This window comes from Acinetobacter sp. YH12135 (assembly GCF_013418565.1).
GTDB classification, from domain to species: Bacteria; Pseudomonadota; Gammaproteobacteria; order Pseudomonadales; family Moraxellaceae; genus Acinetobacter; species Acinetobacter towneri.
Genome location: NZ_VPBU01000003.1, coordinates 139,684 through 161,643, shown reverse-complemented (window position 1 = coordinate 161,643; position 21,960 = coordinate 139,684). Strand labels below are relative to the sequence as shown.

Below are 21,960 nucleotides of genomic sequence, written 5' to 3'. Positions count from 1 at the left end.
TTGATCTTGAGGCATTTGGATGCGACCAGTTTGTGGCATCGCATTACCAAAATTACCCATTGGGATTTTAGCCATTTATCGACCCTTCTAAATCTATTTAATAGAGTCAATTTAGAACGGCATCAGCCCTCAAAAAATGGGTGTATTTAGATGTAAAAAAAGGAGCACAAATTGCTCCTTTTTCGTATGGCCAAATTTTATTAAACATAGTGAGAAATATTTCTGACACCAGACTTACGTCCAACAGAAAGTGATTGAAGCACAGGTTTTATAAACTGAATCTTTTTAACAATTTGTTTTACTTCAAAATCAAACGTATTCCGGTTAAGTAATCGCTTGAATTCATGCTTGGGATCTAAATGGTACGCCGTAATAATTAATGTATTTGGTGTGCAGCTTAAACTTTTAAGAATTGCGTATAAATGAGTAAAGTAAAATGCCTTATTATTTTTATTCGCCAAATATGTTAGCCGATAAATCAACTCCTCCAAATTATCAGCAATCTTCAGCAATTGCATTTGATAGCTAGATTCATATAACTGGTTGGGCTCTTTACCATTAATTGCTCTTTGGAATTCGTCAATTAAATATTCAATTCCATTGCAGAGCTGAATCGATCGCTCCATATCATCACAATCTAAAGGTCTATACGCTGGCTGCTTAGTCATCAATCATATTCTCCAGTGATTAATTCGAGGGATGTCCTGATCTGTTTTTTCAGTAAAAGCTTTCCACAAATCAATAAATGCTTCGCCTGCTTCATAATTTGGCGTGCTGCCAAACTCCCAATCATTTACCGTTGATGGACCTGAAACTGGAAGCAAAAAAGCAATTTTTTCATTCGTCATTTCATGATGCTCTTTCAACTCCCTAATCATCTCCAAATAATTTGGTGCGCCGTACCAGATTTCTGTTTTTAAAAAAATTAATCTTTTAGATACTTCGAAATTATTAAGCTCAATATAAATCCCCATACTTATCTCCACGTATTTTTTTCTTATTACGGCGTAATGTAAGCATCTAAAAAATGGGTATTTTTGACAAAACGCGCGCGCGCGCGAGGGAGACCATGAAATCCTATATTTTTTCAATCCAAAACAGTGTAAGCACCCAAGCTAAAATTGATGAGGTATGAGAAGTTTGTTAAACGCCATAGCTTGCGTTTTAAGACCTGAAAGAATTAATTGTGTATGTTTGGTCATTTTTATAATTTAAATCTCGTACAGCTCAAGCCAGTGCAAAATTGACACATAAGCTAGATTGGTTCCAACCTTTAATTATAAGTATTCTTGAAAATACACCTAAAAACTTGAACAGCTCTCCAAAAGAGATGATCGGTTCAATGGTAGATTCATTGATAGGTTCTGCATCCCAAAAACGGGTACATTCAAAATCCCAAAAACGGGTACATTCAAAATCCCAAAATTGGGAATATTACCGTTTTCGGAATGATACCAATATTGGGTACATTACAATTCCACATCTATTTTGGAAATGTTGAGGACTAGGAAACTTTCGTAGTTCATCATCACCAAGGGAAGCCACAGTTTAACGAGCGCAATTCTGCGCCGTCATGATGCGGAACCTAATTAAACCTAATATTCAAAGATGCTCAAACGCTTTGAACCTCACAAAACCTCACTTTCATTACGGCATGATTACGGCATGTTTTTCTGCTGCACTGTTAACAATTGTTGACATCCAAAACGCTGCGCATGTTAGTAAATGTTAGTCAGAACCTATCAAAACCTATGGTTATAGACTGCATAAATCCTAAGTAATCCTAAGGTTGAACCTGAAATCATTACGGCACCATTACGGCATATTTTGCGGTGCTGCCTGTTATCAAATGTTATGGTTTGAACCTGACAAAACCTGACATTGATAACTTGATAAAACTTGAAATCAGGACGGTCCGATTACGGTCCGTACTACTACAAAATACTACTTTCCGTTTACTGCTCGGACTTATCAAAACTTAACATTGCAAACGGCGTAAATCCTGAGTTCACAACCCCACAAAACCCAACCTTTAAAGGTGTGTAATTCCCTCTTGCTATAATGTCGTATATACGACATAATGAACAAATAATCTACTAGGGGGTGCACCATGACAAATCAAATCCAATTAAATGAGCAATCTAAAGCCTGGCTTAATGCAGTGCTTAAAGAAACTAGATATTGCCACTACTTCGCTGTCTGTGTTGATGGTGGTGAGGTGTATCCAGTTGGGAATTGGAATGCGCCTTTCTACTCATTTGAAGAAGCCAAAGAGTTCAAAGACATGATGCAGGCTAAATATCCTGACCGTGAGTTTTCACGTATTGAAGGGATGTTGCATGTTGATGGTGCAATGAAAGAAACCCCTAACAAGTTTTGGGCCATCTGGCAGAAAAAACATAAACAGCGTATCGCATCATTAAAAGCTATGGAGGCTTAATCATGTCTAATCAAATTAATAACTCACTACCGAAAATTTATGATGTTTCAGAGATGCATGACGCCGTTTCACTTGCTGCTCACGATATGAACTGGATGAATACGGCCATCTCTCATATTCGCGCTGAAGTTAGAAAGTTGAATAAACTTGCTGAAGAAGGGAAGAATATTAGCCAGTACCATTTCACTGAGCTAATTCATCACATTGATATGTATGAGTACCTTGCTGAGTTACGTCATGAGTATCATGCCAATGATGCGGAAAGACTGGAAAAGGAATGGAAATCCAGTATCCAAAAGGCTGGTGTATGAATAACCCTAACGATAAGCGCAGAGAACGCTATGAGAAAAAGCGGAAACAAAAGCTGGTCAGCTTCAATATCGCTAATCCACACGAAGCCGATCTACTGGACCACGCCAATGAAATGGAAGATTTTAGTGGATGGGTCAAAGGTCAGTTAGATGAAGATATGAAGAAAAATGAAAGCTCACAATAGTGGGCTTTTTTAATGCCTAAAATTTACATGGTCTTATGCCACGATTTACGCTCTCAATAATTATTTATACATGATCAATCCGACTTGGTTGATTGACCCAGAACTATGAGCATTAAATTATTTTTTTTACTTGATTGAAACATGGCACTAGGTACGGCGGTTTGATGTGGTAACAGGAAATCAGATATACAAGTTTTGATGTGGTAAGAGCATTTTTTTGATGTAGTAACATAGTCAACGTATATAAAATGATCAAAAGTACGGACATTTGGTATGTGGTTATAATTTTGGGGTCTATCCATAAAAATAGAAATATAAACCTGTCAAAACCCAATAAAAAACCAACGACTAAACCTGTCAAAACCTGTTATTTGGAAGTAGGTGATAGTCAGTATTTGAACCTAACAAAACTTAACTTTTGAACTTGATAAAACTTGAAATTAGAACCCAATTAAATCTAATATTTGTGATACGTACTGATACGAAATAAGTTTTTCTTAAAACACCGATAAACCCTGATATGACTGTGTTTGATTGTGGTATTGATGGGGTGATGTAACACAAAAAATAAGGGGGGATTCTTTACATTGATGTGGAGAATAGGGGGTCTTTCCTTGATGTACCTTGATGAAATGGGTTTTCTCTTTTTTGGGGAAACCTAACTATATATTTTTGATGGTCTTTCCATTGGTAACTAAACGTGTGCTTATAGCTAAAAATAACTAAATTCGAATAGGTTTTAGCTGTACGAAATGGGTATTCGTCAAATACGGCGTAAACCTTTACTGCGTTTTTCCGTGATGGGATTCTCGCTGTCTTGCTGGTCTTGCCTGTGTCATGCTCAAGCAGGTTGTAAGCTAGCAAGGCCCTTGCTGCTTTGCGACTGTCATAGCCTTTGCAGACTTCATTTTTAAACTGCTCAGGCAATACATAAAATATCTTTTCGCCGTTCTCTATTTTCCAGTAGCCGACACGGTTATTGATACGCTCGATATGATCGGGATCGGGTGTAATAGCTTCAAAACGGCTTGATTCATTCGCCTCAAAGAATGCCTTAACATGGGTCACAATTTCCCGATTCTCATAATCTCCGACCTGTTCAAAACTTCCCAGCCATTGATTAAATACCTTTTGTACGGCGTTAAAGATGGCATGGGGTGCACAGATACCGGCATTTAATTTATATCTGCCTCAAAAGGCTGAAACGCTGGAACAAATTAGCAAATTTCTGCAGCAACGTAAGCAGAGACAATGACAGCTTCAAAACATCACCATGCCACCCCCAAAACATATAAATTGACTTCTATGCATAAAATGCATATTTTATGCATGACAAGAACAAAACATGTGGAGAATAGCCAATGGCATTTCGTGCAGATGAAGAAATTAAAGAAGGCCGAGAACATGCAGAACAGTATTTATTATCTCGCCTTACAGATTTAAGTCCTGATGAATTTGAAAAAAGTAAATCTGCTCTTAGTGATCTTATGGATCAATTGGGACCAGTAATTTATACATATCCTACCTGGCACCCTCTAGTTAGTGACAAACGTAAGGACTATGATTGCATTTTTCCAAACAAAGACTGTGGTTACCAAGGTCTTGATCATACGATAGCATTTGCACATGGCTTCATAACTTGTCCATATGATGATGGACAAAAAGTAATAGATTCAGTAAATGCTCTGACAAATAACCCTGCAGCTGAAATTACAGCTGAACGTTTAGACGTGAAATTATATTCATCTCAAGCTACTCCAGTTGTAGTTCGTTGCAGATGGACAAGGCCTCTCGCCTCAGATCGCTCAATACCGTTATCAATTGCTATTCCCCTACTATTAGAAAATGAGTTACCAATGTGGCAAACAGCCGAGGTTGCTGAAACTTGGGAATCTATGCGGTCAAACTTTTTAGGGAAGCCCCATGGAAAACGCTCATCACTATTTGTGAACCAAGAGACTGGACAAGGCATAAAAAAAATCTGGGAGTCATTAATTAATACTGGTATGTATGGTCCTATAAAAATCTACCAATAAGAGAGTAATTTTAGGAATACTTTTGTTTTTTGTTGGTATTTTTACTGGTATAAAGAGAATATTTGGAGTGAATTTTCATTTAAATACAACAATTTAAATAAACTCTTTCATTCCCTCTTTCCCGCCAAATTAGTTGTTTACGGTATTATCCCGTAGTTTTAAGGGCTTGAATCTAAAGGGTTTAGGCCTTTTTTATGTTTAATGCAATCCACTTTATCTATTGCAAGCATGATCTAGTTGGGGTTATAACTAGGGGTATAATAAATTACCCCCAAAACTATACCCCCAATTCTGTGGAATCATTGCAATGCTTACAGATGCTCAAGTCAGAAAAATAAAACCATCGGAAAAGAAAGCCAAATAATTACCTATGATCGAAATCTAGCACATATCACGGCTGGCGGGCTTGGTTATCGTGAATTCTAAAAGTTGAACCCATATAGGGGGAAGCCCCCTACTCACTTAGGTATGATTTATTCAAATCACCATTCATCTATTACTATTAAAATATATTCGTCCTTCTATGTATTTCTTATTAGTGGCGGGTTTTCCCGCTGCGGACAACTTCACACTATTGGATTTATGGGTACAGATACAATCAAAGCCTAAGAATCTGAAAGAAGCATATCGCCTGCATTAGACTGATAGCTATTCAGCTCACGTTGATTTTTACCCATTTTATCGACATGACAACCTGAATATGTTTATGTCATCGACATGACAACTCTCTCATGTCGATTTTTGTCAGTTTTATCGACATGAAAGCCTGAATATGTTTATGCCATACAGCTAAAGGAATAAGACAATATTCCTTTTAGGTTTTAAGCACATCAACAACCTGAACGCTAAATGTCACATCCTAAAGCGAATTAGCTTTTTAAAAAGGTCATAATCAGCCAACCACCCACCCAATAAAAAAACCGCTGCTCAATCTTCCAGATCAACACAGCGGTTTTAAACTCATCTTTTACAGATCAGTCACATCTTACATTTTCTTTTCTTCAATATTTAACGCATTGATTGCCAATACCGCCTGAGTACGATTTTGCACACCCAATTTACGGAAAATTGCGGTCACATGCGCTTTAATCGTCGCTTCAGAAACATCTAATTCATAGGCAATTTGCTTATTCAACAAACCTTCTGCCACCATCATCAATACACGGAATTGCTGTGGTGTTAAAGACTGAATACGTTCAGCCAAAGCTGTTTCATCTGCAGCGCGAGGGTCAAAGTTAACATTCGCAGCCAAGTTTGGCGGCAACCAAATCTCACCTTCTAAAACTTGACGAATTGCTTCACCAATATGGCTCGGATGTGCCGATTTTGGGATATAACCCATCGCCCCATGCGCAATTGAACGTTGAATAATCGATGCTTCTTCGTGAGCGGACACCACAATAATTGGGATAGATGGATATTGCGCACGCACATGCACCAATGCAGAAAAGCCCGATGCCCCTGGTAAATTCAAGTCCAATAAAACAAGATCAGGCTCAGGTCCATTTTCCAAACGTTCGTACAATTCATTAACTGCAGCAGTTTCATGAATTTGAGCTTGCGGTAAGCTATAACGAACCGCCTGAATTAAGGCATGGCGAAACAGCGGATGATCATCAACGATTAATATATTCATAACAGACGTGAGAGATCTTGGGCACAGTTGTTATATTCTAACCACACAAAGACAATTAAGGATATGCAAGACATGACTTTTTTGCATTTATTGTGCAATTAATCACAGAAAAGCGTTTATTTTTTATGTTTTCAGCGCTCAGTCAAAAAGGTTGATCATTTTGTGGATTTTTTAATCAGTTTTATTTTACAACCAAAACGCTCAAAACAAGATGTAATATGAAATAGAAAATATCCCAAGATAAGGGTTTATATCCGTACCGATTCAGACAAACTCAGCAACAAAGCAGGACAAGCGTTTGATATACCCCGGGCATGGTCGCAACAGTCGATATTAAAACGGGTGAAAAAACGGTGTTGGATTATCTGATCAAACCATTCAACAAAGCCAAAGAAGCCTTACGTGAGCGCTAAACAGAAATTCTCTTATACCTGAATTTAATGAATTATCTCATCTCTGATTCTTGCCTTCTCCCAAAACCCAACTGGGCTCAAGTGAAGGCGAGAATGAGGGCGATAATATCCTATGCCCTCTACAGTTTTATTTTTCACAGATTTTGCATTTCATCTTAATTGCCTAAACAATCTACAGCAACGCAGCAAATCCTCCTTTTCACCTCTTTCCAAGCCTGATGACACTGTGTATAACCATAAGTCACGCAATGAAAATGATAAGCATAGGCAAAACAGGTAAAAAACCGTTAGACTATGCATCTCTCTCATTCAATGTCGTTTCAGACAAATAAGAAGGTGAAGGTTGATGCCGCTCAATACTGTCGAAGAGCTTGTAGCAGATATCCGTGCAGGAAAAATGGTCATCCTCATGGATGATGAAGATCGTGAAAATGAAGGTGATTTAGTCATTGCCGCAACCCACGTTCGCCCTGAAGATATCAACTTCATGATCACACACGCGCGTGGTCTTGTTTGCTTAACCTTAAGTCGTGACCGTTGCCAGCAATTAAACCTACCGTTAATGGTTGATGCCAATGGTGCACAACACGGTACGAACTTTACTTTGTCGATTGAAGCTGCTGAAGGCATTACCACGGGTATTTCTGCCGCAGAACGTGCGCATACCATTCAAACCGCTGTCGCTGCACATGCCAAGCCTGCCGATATTGTTCAGCCTGGGCATATTTTCCCACTCATGGCACAGCCAGGTGGTGTATTGCACCGTGCAGGACATACCGAAGCAGGTTGTGATCTTGCCCGTTTGGCAGGTTTAGAGCCTGCATCGGTAATTTGTGAAATCATCAATGAAGACGGCACGATGGCGCGTCGTCCAGATTTAGAAATTTTTGCTGAAAAGCACGGGTTAAAAATTGGTACTATTGCCGATTTAATCCACTATCGCATGACCAATGAACAAACTGTAGAGCGTTTGGATCAGCAAAGCATCGACACCGAATATGGTACTTTTGACTTATATCGCTACCGTGAACTGGGGAACCCAGACATTCACTTGGCATTGGTCAAAGGCGAGCCGAAAGAAGGCGTTACCACAGTACGTGTGCATGGTTTTAATCCAACCCGTGATTTGCTGAAGCTGAAAAAAGCAGATGGTTCGGCAACTTGGAATTTAGACCGTGCTTTAAAAGAAATTGCCAACAGTGAACGTGGTGTTTTGGTCTGGATTGGTCAAGCTCAATTGCAAGACTTGGGCCCTGCTCTAGACAGCCTTAAATCCCCGAAACAAGGCAAAGCCAATGCTGCATTGTCACAGCAATACCAAACCATTGGCGTGGGTGCACAAATTTTACGTGATTTAGGCGTTGAAAAAATGAAGCTACTCAGCTCACCATTACGTTTCAATGCTTTATCAGGCTTTAACTTAGAAGTGGTGGAATATATCACCGCAGATCCAACATCAGAGAAATAATCGAGGTTGCTATGGCAATTCGCCGTATTGAAGGTTTATTACATCTCGCTAGCGAAGGCCGTTATGCGATTTTAGTCGGTCGTTTTAATAGTTTTGTGGTTGAGCATTTGCTTGATGGCGCAATTGACACATTGAAACGTCATGGCGTATCAGAGGATAATATCACCGTTGTTCATGCACCAGGCGCTTGGGAACTTCCTGTTGTGGCTAAAAAATTAGCTGCATCGAATGGTTATGATGCCATTATTGCACTCGGCGCAGTGATTCGCGGTAGCACTCCACACTTTGACTTTGTTGCAGGCGAATGTGCCAAAGGCTTAGGTGTGGTTGGTTTAGATACTGGCTTACCTGTGATTAACGGTGTATTGACTACGGATAGTATTGAACAAGCAATTGAACGCTCTGGAACAAAAGCAGGTAATAAAGGAAGTGAAGCTGCCTTAACTGCAATTGAAATGGTTAACTTGTTAAAGGCTATTTAACGCTATGTCGCAAACACTTCAAGCAACTTATGCAGCAAAACGTAAAGCACGTCGTTTTGCTGTGCAAGGTATTTATGAATGGCAGATGAGCCACAATCCAGTACATGAAATTGAAGCACGTACCCGTGTGGAAAATGCCATGCACAAAGTGGATCTCGGCTATTATCATGAATTGTTGACTCAAGTGGTTGCCAATCATGAAGCATTGGATGCATTACTGGTGCCTGTTCTTGATCGTGACATTCAAGCACTCGATGGTGTTGAACTCGCCACCTTACGTTTAGGTGCTTATGAGTTAGAACAACATCTGGAAATTCCATACCGTGTGGTATTGGATGAAGCGATTGAATTGGCAAAACACTTTGGTGGTGCAGACAGCCACAAATACATCAATGGTGTATTAGACCGTCTTGCCAACAGCTTACGTGCAGCAGAAAAGCAACAAAGCAACTAATTCAAAGTATTGAGTCGATTGTTGTATGGCTGAGTTTTCCATTATTGAGACCTATTTCAACAGACCGCGTCCCGATGCAGTCGATTTAGGTGTCGGTGATGACTCAGCTCTGCTCACCCCTCCGCCGCAACAACAATTGGTCATTTGTGCCGACACTTTAGTCGCTGGACGACATTTCCCCCTCGATACCAACCCACATGCGATTGGTTGGAAATCGGTTGCGGTCAATTTATCTGACATTGCCGCCATGGGTGCCACCCCACACAGTATATTATTGGCATTGAGCCTACCCCAAATTGATCACGACTGGCTCAAAGGGTTTAGTCAGGGTTTACATGATTGTTGCGATCAATTTGGGGTAAGTTTAATTGGTGGAGATACCACACAAAGCCCGCATCTCACCATTTCCGTTACCGCCTTAGGCTGGATTGAACAAGGACATGCCATTCCACGTTCAGGCGCGCAAGTCGGTGATTATATTTGCGTCAGCGGACAAGTCGGTGATGCCGCTTTTGGTTTAGATCATCTCGATCATCCTTTAAAACAACGTCTCGACTACCCAACACCACGTTGTCAACTTGGACAACAACTCAAAGGTCTGGCTTCAAGCATGATTGATGTTTCAGATGGCTTGGCACAAGATTTAGGGCATATTCTCAAAGCCTCTCAGGTCGGTGCTTGTATTGAACTCAGCCAACTGCCTATAGATGCTGCATTAACCGAATTACCACAACAAAAGCAGTGGCAATATGCCTTGGCAGGTGGCGATGACTATGAGTTATGCTTTACAATAAGCCCACAAAATTATCAGCAGCTTTTGCAAAAACCGCTGAATACCCCTATTCATATTATTGGCAAAATTAACAATCAAAACCGCTTAAGCTTTGAACAGAATGGCGTAGATCGTTCACTTCATTTTCATGGATACCAACACTTTGCAAAAACCCGCGATTAATTTCAAAGCCATGTCTTGGACTGACCGACTGATTGTATGCTGTGGTGTTGGCTTCGGTTCAGGTCTACTACCCAAAGCTCCCGGTACCTTTGGTTCGGCCTTTGCCCTACTGTTCATTCCCATTTGGTTCGCGCTTGGTTTCATTCCAAGCCTTTTTGCCATTGCCATCATGTCCCTCGTTGGCATATATATCTGTGGACGTACTGCACAGGTTATGGGCGTACATGATGATGGTCGTATTGTTTGGGATGAATTTGCAGGACAATCGATTACCTTTTTACCCCTGATTTTTATCAATCAAATCAGCTGGGTCTGGGTAATTGTGGGTTTTGCCCTATTCCGACTATTTGATGTGTGGAAACCTTGGCCAATACGTGTGATTGACCGTCGGGTCGAGGGTGGTTTTGGCATCATGCTGGACGATATTATTGCGGGTCTTTGGGCCGCATTATGTATTTATATTTATTTATCTTTTACTTTGGTTTAGCCATCACTAGGATTCAACATGTCTACCACCGTGATTATTCTTGCAGCAGGTAAAGGCACGCGCATGCGTTCAAATTTACCAAAAGTATTACAACCTCTTGCAGGACGCCCACTCTTGGGTCACGTGATTGATACCGCAAAAAAATTACAAGCCGATCATATTATTACCATTTACGGTCACGGCGGTACTTTGGTTCAAAATGCGTTTGCGCATGAACAGGTGCAGTGGGTCGAACAAGCGGAACAGCTCGGCACAGGTCACGCAGTCAAAGTGACTTTGCCTGTTTTACCACATGAAGGCGTATCCCTAATTTTATCGGGAGATGTACCTTGCATTACAGAGCAAACTTTACAAAAGCTGCTCGATGTTTCACGTGAAACCCAAATTGGATTGGTGACACTCACCCTTGCCGATGCTACGGGTTATGGTCGTATTGTGCGTGAAAACGGTAAAATTCAAGCGATTGTTGAACATAAAGATGCATCTGAAGCACAGCGTCAAATTCAAGAAATCAACACGGGTATTTACTGCGTCAGCAATGCCAAATTACATGAATGGCTGCCAAAACTGAGCAATAACAATGCGCAGGGTGAATATTACCTGACCGATATTGTGGCGATGGCAATTGCCGATGGTTTAGAAGTTGCATCGGTAGAACCTCAACTGGCTTTTGAAGTAGAAGGCGTGAATGACCGTGTGCAATTGGCTGCATTAGAACGTGAATTCCAGAACTTCCAAGCCAAGCAACTCATGCAACAAGGTGTGCATTTAATTGACCCAACCCGTTTTGATTTACGTGGTAATCTCACTGCAGGTAAAGACGTTCGCATTGACATTAACGTGATTATTGAAGGCGATTGTGAACTAGGTGATGGCGTAGAAATTGGTGCAGGTTGTATTCTTAAAAACACCAAAATTGCTGCGGGCACTAAAGTTCAGCCGTATAGCGTATTTGACCAAGCGGTTGTAGGTGAAGCTGCGCAAATTGGTCCATTCTCACGTTTACGTCCGGGTGCGATATTGGCCAATGAAGTGCATATTGGCAACTTTGTTGAAGTGAAAAACAGTCAAATTGGTTTAGGCTCCAAAGCCAACCACTTTACCTACTTAGGGGATGCCGAAGTGGGTGCAGGCAGCAATATTGGTGCAGGTACAATTACTTGTAATTATGATGGTGCCAATAAATTTAAAACGATTATTGGTGACCAAGTTTTTATTGGTTCAAATAGTTCATTGGTTGCACCTGTCACCATTGCCAATGGTGCAACGGTAGGGGCAGGATCGACCATTACCCGTGATGTTGCAGAACAGTGTTTAGCTGTGGAACGTTCTAAACAGTTCACTAAAGAAAATTATCAACGTCCACAGAAATTGAAAAAATAAGAGGAAGTTCCTATGTGCGGTATTGTCGGTGGCGTTGCAGAACGTAGTATTACCAATATCCTCATTGAAGGTTTAAAGCGTTTAGAATACCGCGGCTATGATTCCGCTGGTTTAGCCTTGATTAGTCAAGGTCAGGTCTTGCGTGAGCGTCGTGTCGGTAAAGTAGCAAATCTTGAACAAGCAGTACTTGATTCTCAAGTCACAGGTTCACTCGGTATTGCACACACACGTTGGGCAACACATGGTAAACCGACAGAAAACAATGCGCATCCGCATATTTCTGGCAATGTTGCTGTCGTACACAACGGTATTATCGAAAATTATCAAGAACTGAAAGATGAGCTAGAAGCTTTAGGCTATGTGTTCAGTTCTCAAACGGATACTGAAGTGGTTGCGCACTTGGTCGACCATGCCCTTAAAACTGCACCGAATTTATTGGCTGCAGTACAGCAAGTCGTACCACAACTGAAAGGTGCTTATGCACTTGGAATTATCCATACCGATTATCCAGATGAATTGATCACGGTACGTGAAGGCTCGCCTTTAGTGATTGGGGTCGGTATTGGCGAAAACTTTATCAGTTCAGACCAATTGGCATTATTGCCAATCACCAACCGTTTTATGTATTTGGAAGAAGGTGATATCGCACGCTTAACTCGCGACAGCATTGAAGTTTTTGTAAACGGTCAAACGGTTGAACGCCCTGTAAAAGAGTTGGATGCAACTGTAAGCAATGCATCGAAAGGTGAATATAAACACTACATGCTCAAAGAAATTTATGAGCAGCCTGAAGCAATTCAACAAACCATTTCACAAGCATTAAATGGCAACGCTTTACGTGAAGATTTCCTGAAAGATGCTGAACTTGATTTTGCCAACATCCAACAGGTACAGATTATTGCCTGCGGTACCAGCTACCATGCAGGGATGATTGCAAAATATTGGTTTGAACAGCTGATTAACTTGCCATGTCATGTGGAAATTGCCAGCGAATACCGTTATCGTACCCCAGTCATTGTGAATAACACGTTGTATGTGTGCATTTCACAATCTGGCGAAACTGCAGATACTTTAGCTGCGTTACGTGATACACAAAAACGTGCTGCTGCAAAAGGTTTAGATATCACAACCATGACCATTTGTAACGTGGCAACGTCGTCAATGGTACGTGAAACCAACCATAGTTTGTTAACGCTTGCGGGTCCTGAAATTGGTGTGGCATCGACCAAAGCCTTTACGACACAGTTGGCAGCATTAATGCTGTTGGTGCTCAAAATTGGTCAGGTGAAAAATGCAATTGCAGCGACAGAAACAGCGGAAATTATTGCAGACTTGTGGCACACACCAAAAGTAATTTTAGATACTTTGCAAAATGATACGGCAATTTTACGTTTGTCTGAATTGTTTGTAGAGAAAAATCACTGCTTGTTCTTGGGTCGTGGCACACAATTCCCAATTGCCTTGGAAGGTGCTTTGAAACTGAAAGAAATTTCATATATTCACGCAGAAGGTTATGCTGCGGGTGAATTAAAGCACGGCCCATTGGCATTGGTCGATAATGACATGCCTGTGGTGATTTTAGCACCGCAAGATGACATGCTGGATAAACTGAAATCCAATATGGAAGAAGTACAGGCACGTGGTGGTGAGCTGTTTGTATTTGCAGATGAACACAGCGGCATTCCTGCAGATAAAGAACGCCAGCATGTGGTTTATGTACCACAGGTCAGCGCGTTGCTTGCGCCAATTGTGTATAGTATTCCTGTGCAGTTGTTGTCTTACCATGTGGCGGTTTTACGTGGTACAGATGTCGACCAGCCTAGAAACTTGGCAAAAAGCGTAACAGTGGAATAATATTGATTAAATTCAATGATTTAAATGTATGATAGTAATAAAAAATCATACCAAGTAATAAAGTCTCATACTGAGTAATAAAGTGTAATACTGCATTGCTCAAAAAATCCACACAAGCTATGCTCTAAACAGCATGATGTGTGGATTTTTTTATGGTCAACTTTAAGAACACACAAAATCATGAACTCAAAATTCAAAAATGGATTAAAGAAGGACGAGGACAGGGTTTTGGAAATAGCTATAAGCCTTGGCTTACAATTCGAGATGTAAGTTCAGAAGGTCGATCTCACCGAGTTTTTGGTCATAAAAGCCAAAGAACTCATCACCTTCTCTCTGATCTGGAACTTTCTGCTTTTTTATTATTAGAATGGCATTCCACTACTATAGATATTAGAGAACAATATCCCTTAGACATCGAACAAACTTTAAAAATTGCTGAGTCAATTGGAATCCCTCACCCTAAATTTGGAAAACACTATCAAATCATGACAAGTGATTTCTTAGTCGATACAAATGATTCAACACCACCTAAATTTGTAGTCCAAGTCAAATATTCAAATGCTCTCAATGATCCACGCACGATAGAAAAAATAGAAATTGAACGACAATATTGGAAACAGCAAAACATTCCTTTTTATATCTTTACTGAACACCAAGTTCCAAAAATTGTCAGCCAAAACATTCAATGGTTGTACAGCTCAATAAATACTATAGAACTGAGCGAACAAGATACGTTAGATAAACTAAACTTTTATGCAGAAATTTTTAGTAAAAATAAGTCTAAAAAGATTAATGAATTAGCTAGAACTATTGATCAAAAATATCATTTTGAAATAGGACAGTCTTTAAGAGAAATTAGAGACTTACTTGCTCATCGGTATTTCATATTTGATCTCAATATTTCTTTTAAAGATCTAAAAACAGATCATATTCAATTGGGTCAACTTAATATTTGGAATGAGGTACTTCATGCTGAAAATCAATGAAGTATTAAGTTTTGAAAGTTCTTTATTTAGGATTCTAACCATTCTGCCTCACTCTGTGATTTGGATTAATCTCGAAGTTGAAAATGCTTTTCCTATCGAAATAACTAAAACAGAAATATTAAAAGGTCTAGAAGATAGTAGTATCCAAAGAGCAGTAGACCCACATGAGACACTTGCCTTCTTTCAGCCCGAAAAAGGATCTGCACAAGAAATAAAACGTAATCAAAATTACGCTCTTATTTATCCTCTAATCTCTCATGAATTATTTTTCATTCCCTCTCAAAGAGGAAAAATAATTAATGAAATCATGGCTAAGCATAAAGTCACCAAACAAACTCTTTATCGCTTAGCTCGTAGATATTGGCAAAGAGGACAAACACCTACTGCATTACTTCCTGATTACAGAAATAGTGGAGCTAAGGGGCAAAAAAGAATTGCTAAAGACAAAAAATTAGGACGCCCTCGTATCTATAATAGTGAACAACAAGGTATCAATGTTAATGAAGAAATTGAAAAGCTTTTCTATCGCACTATTAAATTATTCTTTTTAAAGGACAATAAACACTCGCTTCCATTTGTCTATCGAAAATTTCAAACCACTTATAAAAATCTCTATCCAGATACATCTGAAGCAGATATTCCGACCATATGGCAGTTTAAGTATTACTACGAAAAGGAATTCAAAAAAATTGAAAGTATTAAATCTCGTATTAGTACTTCCAACTACCGTAAGGACTATCGACCATTACAATCTACTTCTAGTTCTCAAGTATTGGGACCTGGATCACGTTATGAAATTGATGCAACGATTGCTGATATTTACCTAGTTTCAAACTCAAATCCAGAAAGTATCGTTGGCAGACCTACTATTTATTTTGTAATTGATGTCTTCAGTAGATTAGTTACAGGCTTTTATATTGGTTTTGAATCACCTTCATATTTAGCTGCGATACAAGCACTGAACACAGCAATGACTGATAAAGTTAGCTATTGTGCTAAATATGGGATATCAATTCAGCCAGAAGATTGGCCAGCAGTTGGTCTGCCTGATGCCCTACTCGCAGATCGAGGAGAACTACTAGGCTATCAAATTGAAGCACTAGAAAAAACCTTCGCTGTGAGACTTGAAAATGCACCAGCTAGACGTGGTGATGCTAAAGGCATCGTAGAGCAAGCTTTCAATACCTATCAAGCTTATTTCAAAAAAGAAGGTAAAGGAAAAGGTGTTGTTGAAGGTACTACAGTAAGAAAGGCTGGAGGGAGAGATTACCGTCAAGATGCAACATTAAATATTCATCAATTTACTGAAATCATTCTTGCCTGCATCATCTCACACAACCAATTTCATGTATTAAAGACATATGATCGTGAAGCTGATATGCCTAATGACTTACCAACCATTCCCATATATTTATGGAATTGGGGCATTCAAAATAGAACTGGAAAATTGCGAAGTGTTTCAGATGAAGCTCTTAGAATTGCCTTATTACCACGTACTAAAATCACAATATCAGATTTAGGTATTAAAGCATTTGGTCTTTACTATCTAGCGAAAGAAATACTCGATCTTGGTTGGCTGCATCGAAAAACAGGAAATGCTCGTCCCCAGAATCTTGAGGCTGCATATGACCCATATTCAATGAATAAAATTTATATTTTTCCAAAGGATAATAGTCTTGAATACTGGACAGGGACTCTCTCTGCTCGATCTAGAGAATTCTTGGATTGTACTTTATGGGAAATAAAAGAAAAACAAAAAGCTCAAAAAGAAAACCTTGTACAGCATGAATTAGAAGCATCAAAAAAACGGAGAGAACTTGAAGCTTTCATCAGTGAGAAACTTAAAACCAAAAATCTAAAAAGCCCAATTAAACCCTCTGAACGTATCGCTGCAATATCTACAAATAAATCAAAAGAAAAAAATAGTGAACGCAAAGCTCAGGTAAAACAGCAAGAAATAGTAGATACAAATATTATTCCTATGCCTAAAGCCAAAACACCAAGCACTTATCATGAGGTTGAAGCTGTTCAATATCCTGATTTAACTGATGAATTATTTGATGAGGATGATTAAATGAATTTGCCTTTAAATTTTATTCAAGCACGTTACATACCTAGTTTCGGTGAATATAAAGACAATCCATTTATTGAAGCTCTCCCACCAATCATGCAAGAAATTTCAGATATCAAAGCTAACCTAATAGGTAAAGTAGACTTTGATCCTCAAGATATTCTTAGGTCTAAAAATGAAAGAATTCACCTTTCATCCCAACTTCTTCATCAATTTTTTCAACCTATTACTCGCCATATTTCATTAGAGCAAAAAATAGCAATATTAATTCGTCAAGGCTATATAGGGCGCAATATTGCAGACGGGAAATTGCATCAACATTTGCAAAACGGCTATGAGCGCATCATGTCTGGGGACATTAACGCATTTCGCTTTGATGCCCCGAAATCTACAGCATTAAGCTATTCCCTTATTGGATGCTCTGGTAGCGGTAAAAGTACAACGCTACATCGTATTCTGAACCTTTACCCTCAAGTGATTTATCATGAAAAATATAATTTTACACAACTCGTTTATCTCAAAATAGACTGCCCTCATGATGGTTCGCTTAAAAATCTATGCTTGCATTTTTTCAAAGCAATTGATGTTGCATTAGGAACAGATTTTGAAAGAAAAGTAGCTTTAAAAAGATTAGGAATCGAAGCTCTTTTAAATTATATGCGCCAAATTACCAATACCTACGCTATTGGTGTGCTTGTTATTGATGAGATTCAGCATTTGAGTGTCAAAAATTCAGGTGGTGCTGAAAAAATGCTTAATTTCTTTGTGACCTTAATCAATGTTGTAGGTTTACCAGTGGTTATGGTGGGTACACCTAAAGCCAAATTTATCTTTGATGGAGATCTACGTTCAGCTCGTCGTGGGGCTGGTTTCGGAGCTGTTATATGGGAACCAATGCAGAATAATCCCCCATCATCAAATAGCTCTACTAGAACAGAATGGGTGGCTTTCACCAATGCTCTTTGGAAATACCAATGGCTAACCAATAAAGACCAACTGAGTGACGAAATTCGAGACTGCTGGTATGAACTTTCTCAAGGAGTATTGGACATAGTCGTCAAACTTTTTGTATTGGCTCAATGTCGAGCGATCATGACAGGATTAGAAAGGATCACCCCTCGATTACTGAGACAAGTCTATGAGGATGAACTGAAATTTGTCCACCCTATGATAGAAGCACTCAAGTCTGGAGATCCAAATCGCATTGCAATATATTCCGACTTAACCATTCCATATGTAGACAAAACACTACTTCTACTTCAGAAAAAAATAGAAGAAGAACATGAAAAAGTTGAACAATATAACGGAAATATACATGCACAAAGATTACACAACCTACTGATTGCCACTGGATATCCAGAATCTAAAGTAATCGCTGTAATCAAAAAAGCCTTTGTCGACTTCCCTCATCTTAATATGCAAGAACTCATGCCTATCGTTTCGAGTTGGCTCACTGAAGCTGAGGCGGATAAAGAAGCCAAACCTGAAAAAATCAATCTCAAAAAAATAAAACAAAGTGAATGGATGAGCTTACCGTCAGATGATTTAAGGTTTAAGTTTTCTCAAAAGCAAAAATCTCAAAATTTTTATGACGTTCTTCACTCAACTGATTTGATTTTTGATACTCAAACTTGGGTGCAATCAATGTAATAGTGGAATTAGCATGTTGAACTTTCCTACACCATATCCTAATGAATTAATTTACAGCACGATAGCACGGGCTGGAATTCACCATGCTATTACAAGTCCTAAGCAATTACTCGAAGAAGTATTTTCTAATCGTAAGGTCATTGCCACGATTGATTTACCTAGCCACCTAATACATCTTTTAAAGCATTTACCACCATACTATACGCTTGAAAATCTTGCTTATAAACATACACTTTTTCCAATCCATGCTTTATTTTCTCCAGAAAACACACGTTTAAAATGCCTTCAATGGATAGGAAATCAATCAAAAGGTTCTATCCATTTAGCATTAGGGGTTGCTGCATCCAAAGTTAAGCAGATAACAGCACATCGATATTGTCAACATTGCTTAGAAGACCAATATCGCCAATATGGAGAAATTTTTTGGTCAAGAGTTTGGTACATCCAAGGCGCAAATTGTTGTAGCAAACATAAAATTAAATTGTCAGAATTTTTACCACCACCCCACTTGAATGGACGACATCAATTTATTCCTGCAAGTTTTATCCTAAATCAGAAACAACTTGCTAACCCTGCTCATGAATTAGATCTAATCGTTAGTAGGCGCGTTGATGAACTCCTAAAACTTCCTCCAACAACATCACCTACATTTCATCAATGGAGTCAATTTTATCAACATATTGCAAAGCAATTGGGTTTCAACAAAGGTTCTAAGCACATTGATCATTCAAAAGTTTATTCAGCCGTTATAAAAACATGGGATCTAAAATGGTTACAACAACACCAATTAGATGAACTGAAATCTGAAACATGTTGGCTTAAAGCTATTTTTAGAAAGCATCGCAAGTCATTCAGCTATCTTGAGCATATTATTGTCTTAGAGACGTTTTGCGCTAAAGGCTGGACATGGTCAGCCATTCTTAGCGAAATCCATCAGTTTCCATCTACTCCTTCCGATACTGATACACAAATTCAGAGTACTGAATACCACGATATTTCAATGCTCTCAATTAAACGTAATGAATGGGTATCATTGGTTCAAGAATATGGAATAAAGCCTTCTAGAATCAAAAATGCAGCCGTATACGCATGGCTTTATCGCAATGATAAAACTTGGCTGCTAAATCAAAATAGTCAATTTCACGCTTTACCTACATCAGGTAGTAAAAAGGTCAATTGGTCTCTGAGAGATTGGCAACTGGTAAGACAGTTGTTCAAAATATTCCATAAATCATTAGACGATTTGAATTTACCTAGACAATCTAGAAACTGGTATCTAAGGCAACTACCGCGATACTCCACAGTGCAAAATAACCTATATCAGCTACCACTAACAAATAAATTTCTGAGCACTTTTTCAGAAGATATTAGCAGTTATCAAATTCGCAGAATTACTCGGACAGTAATTCAATTTCAGGAACTTAATCAACGTCAAGCTAGTTGGCAAATATTGCGTAAAGCTGGATTAAGCAAAGAACGACTAACAAATGAAGCTCTCAAATTCCTAAATCAAATTAAATGGATCAATCATGGCAAAGATAAGTCACATAGATAAAAATATGAAAATAAAAAAGATCGGTACTTTATTCAAAAAGCATAACTCAGGTATTTGGTCAATCAACATAGCTTTGGAAAATGAAAGTAAAGAACCTGAAACGACTTACACGAATTTTTCTAATGCAAAATTATTGAGAAAAAATAGTCACATTAATCCTACTCAAGAATATTCTAAAGGCTACAATTTACGCTTTCAAATTAGTTCAACTAAAGATTGGCAATCTTCTATCGATAATCCAAATGTACCAAAAGGAAAGTTTGTAGAGCATTGTTTTATATTTGATGCAATCCGTGTTGATCAATCTAGTCAGCCAATGTCTGAAACAATCAAAATTAAGCTTCCTCAATTTGAACTTGCTAGATCTCTATTTTTCTACACCCCGTATCTTGCAAGATCAGCACTTTTAGAAAATAGTTTGAGTATCGATTTCGATATTGTTTTAAACCCTGATCATTATTTCATCAATATTTTGCCAGCTTGTTCCTATCCCATTTCACATTTTGATGATGCAGGAATACGCCGAATCTTAGCGTGGATTCTTATTGATCCAGATATTCGACAATCTTTTGAAAGTATCGGTCAGTTTTGTGCGAGATATGGCTATGACGTTGAGCAATACCGTCTATGGAATTTTTGCTTTAATCCACCTCAACTTAGCGAAGTAATCTTTGATGCTTATGGGTATTACAAAGCTGAAACCTCTGAGTTTTTTGTGAATGAAATTTCAGGTTTTAGAAATATCTCAAGCCGTATTTCCAAAGAGGTTGAGTTCTATAGCGATAAATTTATTGAGTCTAAATCGGGTAGTCAAGATGCAAACTCTTCAGGGACTACAAATAATGGTAAAGAATCTACTATTACAGATGATGATGAAGGTAACAGTGATGATGTCCACATGATTGATGTTGCTCCTACACACTTCGATTTCCTAGAAGCAATTGAAACTCGGAAGACTTCTAAAAAATCTAGACATAGAAATCATGGTAAAAAAGATCAAGAACTATCATTAACCAAAGAGCCTTCGGAGGTGAGTACCAATGAACCTATTTTTGAAGGTGCTATCCCCTCTGCTGAATTCAATGGCGTTGAAGATGAGACCGAAGACCTTCACCTATACCTTGATCGATTTTCTGCATTTCAACAAATGATTGATTTATTTTGCAAAGAGAATTCGATCAAAAATTTTAGTTTCCAACTCCATAAATTACCTAACATTCAAGGTCACTCTAAGCATGTTAAAACCGATGGTAATCCTAGATGTGTGGCAGAAGTGAGTTTTCAATTCAATGGTCACAATATTGTGATCTTAGAGGTTGACACTTCTGACAATAAGAAACCCCTTTCAACTCGTGTCTTATCGATTAAAGATGCAAATCAATGGAATACCTTTGATCGAGCAAAAGTACTTGAGTTAGTAGTTACTCAATGTTTACGTTGGCCGAAAGGAATCTTTAAGCATATTTGCTTTAAAAATAGTACGTTAAACCATCCTAGGATGGATAGTAAATATCAAGAGATATCTGACTTAGAACTTGCAGGATGGAGACAACGTCTTGAAGTTCTCATTAATCAATGATCTATTAATTTTCTT

The 21,960-nt window shown here is 38.7% G+C and carries 20 protein-coding genes and 1 pseudogene; 17 read left to right on the top strand and 4 right to left on the bottom strand.

The window, feature by feature from the left end; translation table 11 throughout:
* Nucleotides 1–200: 200 nt before the first annotated feature.
* Both FTU70_RS03475 and FTU70_RS03470 read right to left on the bottom strand, forming a co-directional pair.
* On the bottom strand, nucleotides 201–668 hold the full coding sequence (locus FTU70_RS03475; protein WP_180060034.1) for a hypothetical protein: 468 nt from the start codon (nucleotides 666–668) through the stop codon (nucleotides 201–203).
* A gap of 3 nt (nucleotides 669–671) precedes the next feature.
* Complete coding sequence (locus FTU70_RS03470; RefSeq protein WP_180060031.1) at nucleotides 672–974, bottom strand: hypothetical protein; 303 nt, start codon at nucleotides 972–974, stop codon at nucleotides 672–674.
* 1,136 nt (nucleotides 975–2,110) lie between these two features.
* On the opposite strand from FTU70_RS03470, the gene FTU70_RS03465 reads away from it, so the two are divergent.
* From FTU70_RS03465 to FTU70_RS03455, 3 genes are read left to right on the top strand one after another with little or no spacing between them, the layout of a single operon-like run.
* On the top strand, nucleotides 2,111–2,440 hold the full coding sequence (locus FTU70_RS03465; RefSeq protein ID WP_180060029.1) for a hypothetical protein: 330 nt from the start codon (nucleotides 2,111–2,113) through the stop codon (nucleotides 2,438–2,440).
* A gap of 2 nt (nucleotides 2,441–2,442) precedes the next feature.
* Nucleotides 2,443–2,751, top strand: coding sequence for a hypothetical protein (locus FTU70_RS03460; RefSeq protein ID WP_180060027.1), 309 nt, complete (start codon nucleotides 2,443–2,445; stop codon nucleotides 2,749–2,751).
* The gene (locus FTU70_RS03455) at nucleotides 2,748–2,936 is read left to right on the top strand and encodes a hypothetical protein (RefSeq protein ID WP_180060025.1); all 189 of its coding nucleotides are present in this window, start codon (nucleotides 2,748–2,750) and stop codon (nucleotides 2,934–2,936) included. Before FTU70_RS03460 ends, FTU70_RS03455 begins: the two co-directional genes overlap by 4 nt.
* A 582-nt stretch (nucleotides 2,937–3,518) precedes the next feature.
* Here the strand turns inward: FTU70_RS03455 and FTU70_RS14315 are convergent.
* Nucleotides 3,519–4,004, bottom strand: coding sequence for a hypothetical protein (locus FTU70_RS14315; protein WP_257222534.1), 486 nt, complete (start codon nucleotides 4,002–4,004; stop codon nucleotides 3,519–3,521).
* A 293-nt stretch (nucleotides 4,005–4,297) separates the two neighbouring features.
* On the opposite strand from FTU70_RS14315, the gene FTU70_RS03445 reads away from it, so the two are divergent.
* Nucleotides 4,298–4,972 (top strand): hypothetical protein, encoded by a 675-nt coding sequence (locus tag FTU70_RS03445; RefSeq protein WP_180060023.1) that lies wholly within the window; start codon nucleotides 4,298–4,300, stop codon nucleotides 4,970–4,972.
* Between the two features lie 985 nt (nucleotides 4,973–5,957).
* On the opposite strand, the gene FTU70_RS03440 is transcribed toward FTU70_RS03445, so the two are convergent.
* Nucleotides 5,958–6,608, bottom strand: a complete 651-nt coding sequence (locus tag FTU70_RS03440; protein WP_004974358.1) for a response regulator transcription factor — start codon at nucleotides 6,606–6,608, stop codon at nucleotides 5,958–5,960.
* A 243-nt stretch (nucleotides 6,609–6,851) separates the two neighbouring features.
* Here FTU70_RS03440 and FTU70_RS03435 point away from each other — a divergent pair.
* The 13 genes and pseudogenes from FTU70_RS03435 to FTU70_RS03375 form a co-directional block, all read left to right on the top strand.
* Nucleotides 6,852–7,021, top strand: a pseudogene (locus tag FTU70_RS03435) (secretion protein HlyD); the annotation flags it as partial.
* Nucleotides 7,022–7,367: 346 nt separating this feature from the next.
* Nucleotides 7,368–8,489, top strand: a complete 1,122-nt coding sequence (gene ribBA / locus FTU70_RS03430) for a bifunctional 3,4-dihydroxy-2-butanone-4-phosphate synthase/GTP cyclohydrolase II (RefSeq protein WP_096902634.1) — start codon at nucleotides 7,368–7,370, stop codon at nucleotides 8,487–8,489.
* 11 nt (nucleotides 8,490–8,500) lie between these two features.
* Nucleotides 8,501–8,971, top strand: coding sequence for a 6,7-dimethyl-8-ribityllumazine synthase (gene ribE / locus FTU70_RS03425; protein WP_004974350.1), 471 nt, complete (start codon nucleotides 8,501–8,503; stop codon nucleotides 8,969–8,971).
* Nucleotides 8,972–8,975: 4 nt separating this feature from the next.
* Nucleotides 8,976–9,425, top strand: coding sequence for a transcription antitermination factor NusB (gene nusB / locus FTU70_RS03420; protein ID WP_004974349.1), 450 nt, complete (start codon nucleotides 8,976–8,978; stop codon nucleotides 9,423–9,425).
* Between the two features lie 25 nt (nucleotides 9,426–9,450).
* Nucleotides 9,451–10,380: a thiamine-phosphate kinase gene (gene thiL / locus FTU70_RS03415; protein ID WP_004974348.1), complete on the top strand. Its 930-nt coding sequence runs from the start codon at nucleotides 9,451–9,453 to the stop codon at nucleotides 10,378–10,380.
* A complete protein-coding gene (locus FTU70_RS03410; protein WP_096902633.1) occupies nucleotides 10,346–10,867 on the top strand; it encodes a phosphatidylglycerophosphatase A in 522 nt (173 codons plus the stop codon). Before thiL ends, FTU70_RS03410 begins: the two co-directional genes overlap by 35 nt.
* 18 nt (nucleotides 10,868–10,885) lie before the next feature.
* Nucleotides 10,886–12,250 (top strand): bifunctional UDP-N-acetylglucosamine diphosphorylase/glucosamine-1-phosphate N-acetyltransferase GlmU, encoded by a 1,365-nt coding sequence (gene glmU / locus FTU70_RS03405; protein WP_180060021.1) that lies wholly within the window; start codon nucleotides 10,886–10,888, stop codon nucleotides 12,248–12,250.
* 12 nt (nucleotides 12,251–12,262) lie between these two features.
* The gene (gene glmS / locus FTU70_RS03400; RefSeq protein ID WP_180060019.1) at nucleotides 12,263–14,104 is read left to right on the top strand and encodes a glutamine--fructose-6-phosphate transaminase (isomerizing); all 1,842 of its coding nucleotides are present in this window, start codon (nucleotides 12,263–12,265) and stop codon (nucleotides 14,102–14,104) included.
* 152 nt (nucleotides 14,105–14,256) lie between these two features.
* Complete coding sequence (locus FTU70_RS03395) at nucleotides 14,257–15,090, top strand: TnsA endonuclease N-terminal domain-containing protein (RefSeq protein WP_180060017.1); 834 nt, start codon at nucleotides 14,257–14,259, stop codon at nucleotides 15,088–15,090.
* Nucleotides 15,074–17,164, top strand: a complete 2,091-nt coding sequence (locus tag FTU70_RS03390) for a DDE-type integrase/transposase/recombinase (RefSeq protein WP_180060015.1) — start codon at nucleotides 15,074–15,076, stop codon at nucleotides 17,162–17,164. The genes FTU70_RS03395 and FTU70_RS03390 overlap by 17 nt, the downstream gene beginning before the upstream one ends.
* A complete protein-coding gene (locus FTU70_RS03385) occupies nucleotides 17,165–18,811 on the top strand; it encodes an AAA family ATPase (RefSeq protein ID WP_180060013.1) in 1,647 nt (548 codons plus the stop codon).
* A 13-nt stretch (nucleotides 18,812–18,824) separates the two neighbouring features.
* Nucleotides 18,825–20,366, top strand: coding sequence for a TnsD family Tn7-like transposition protein (locus tag FTU70_RS03380; protein ID WP_180060011.1), 1,542 nt, complete (start codon nucleotides 18,825–18,827; stop codon nucleotides 20,364–20,366).
* Nucleotides 20,341–21,945 (top strand): Tn7-like element transposition protein TnsE, encoded by a 1,605-nt coding sequence (locus tag FTU70_RS03375; protein ID WP_180060009.1) that lies wholly within the window; start codon nucleotides 20,341–20,343, stop codon nucleotides 21,943–21,945. The genes FTU70_RS03380 and FTU70_RS03375 overlap by 26 nt, the downstream gene beginning before the upstream one ends.
* Nucleotides 21,946–21,960: the final 15 nt, after the last annotated feature.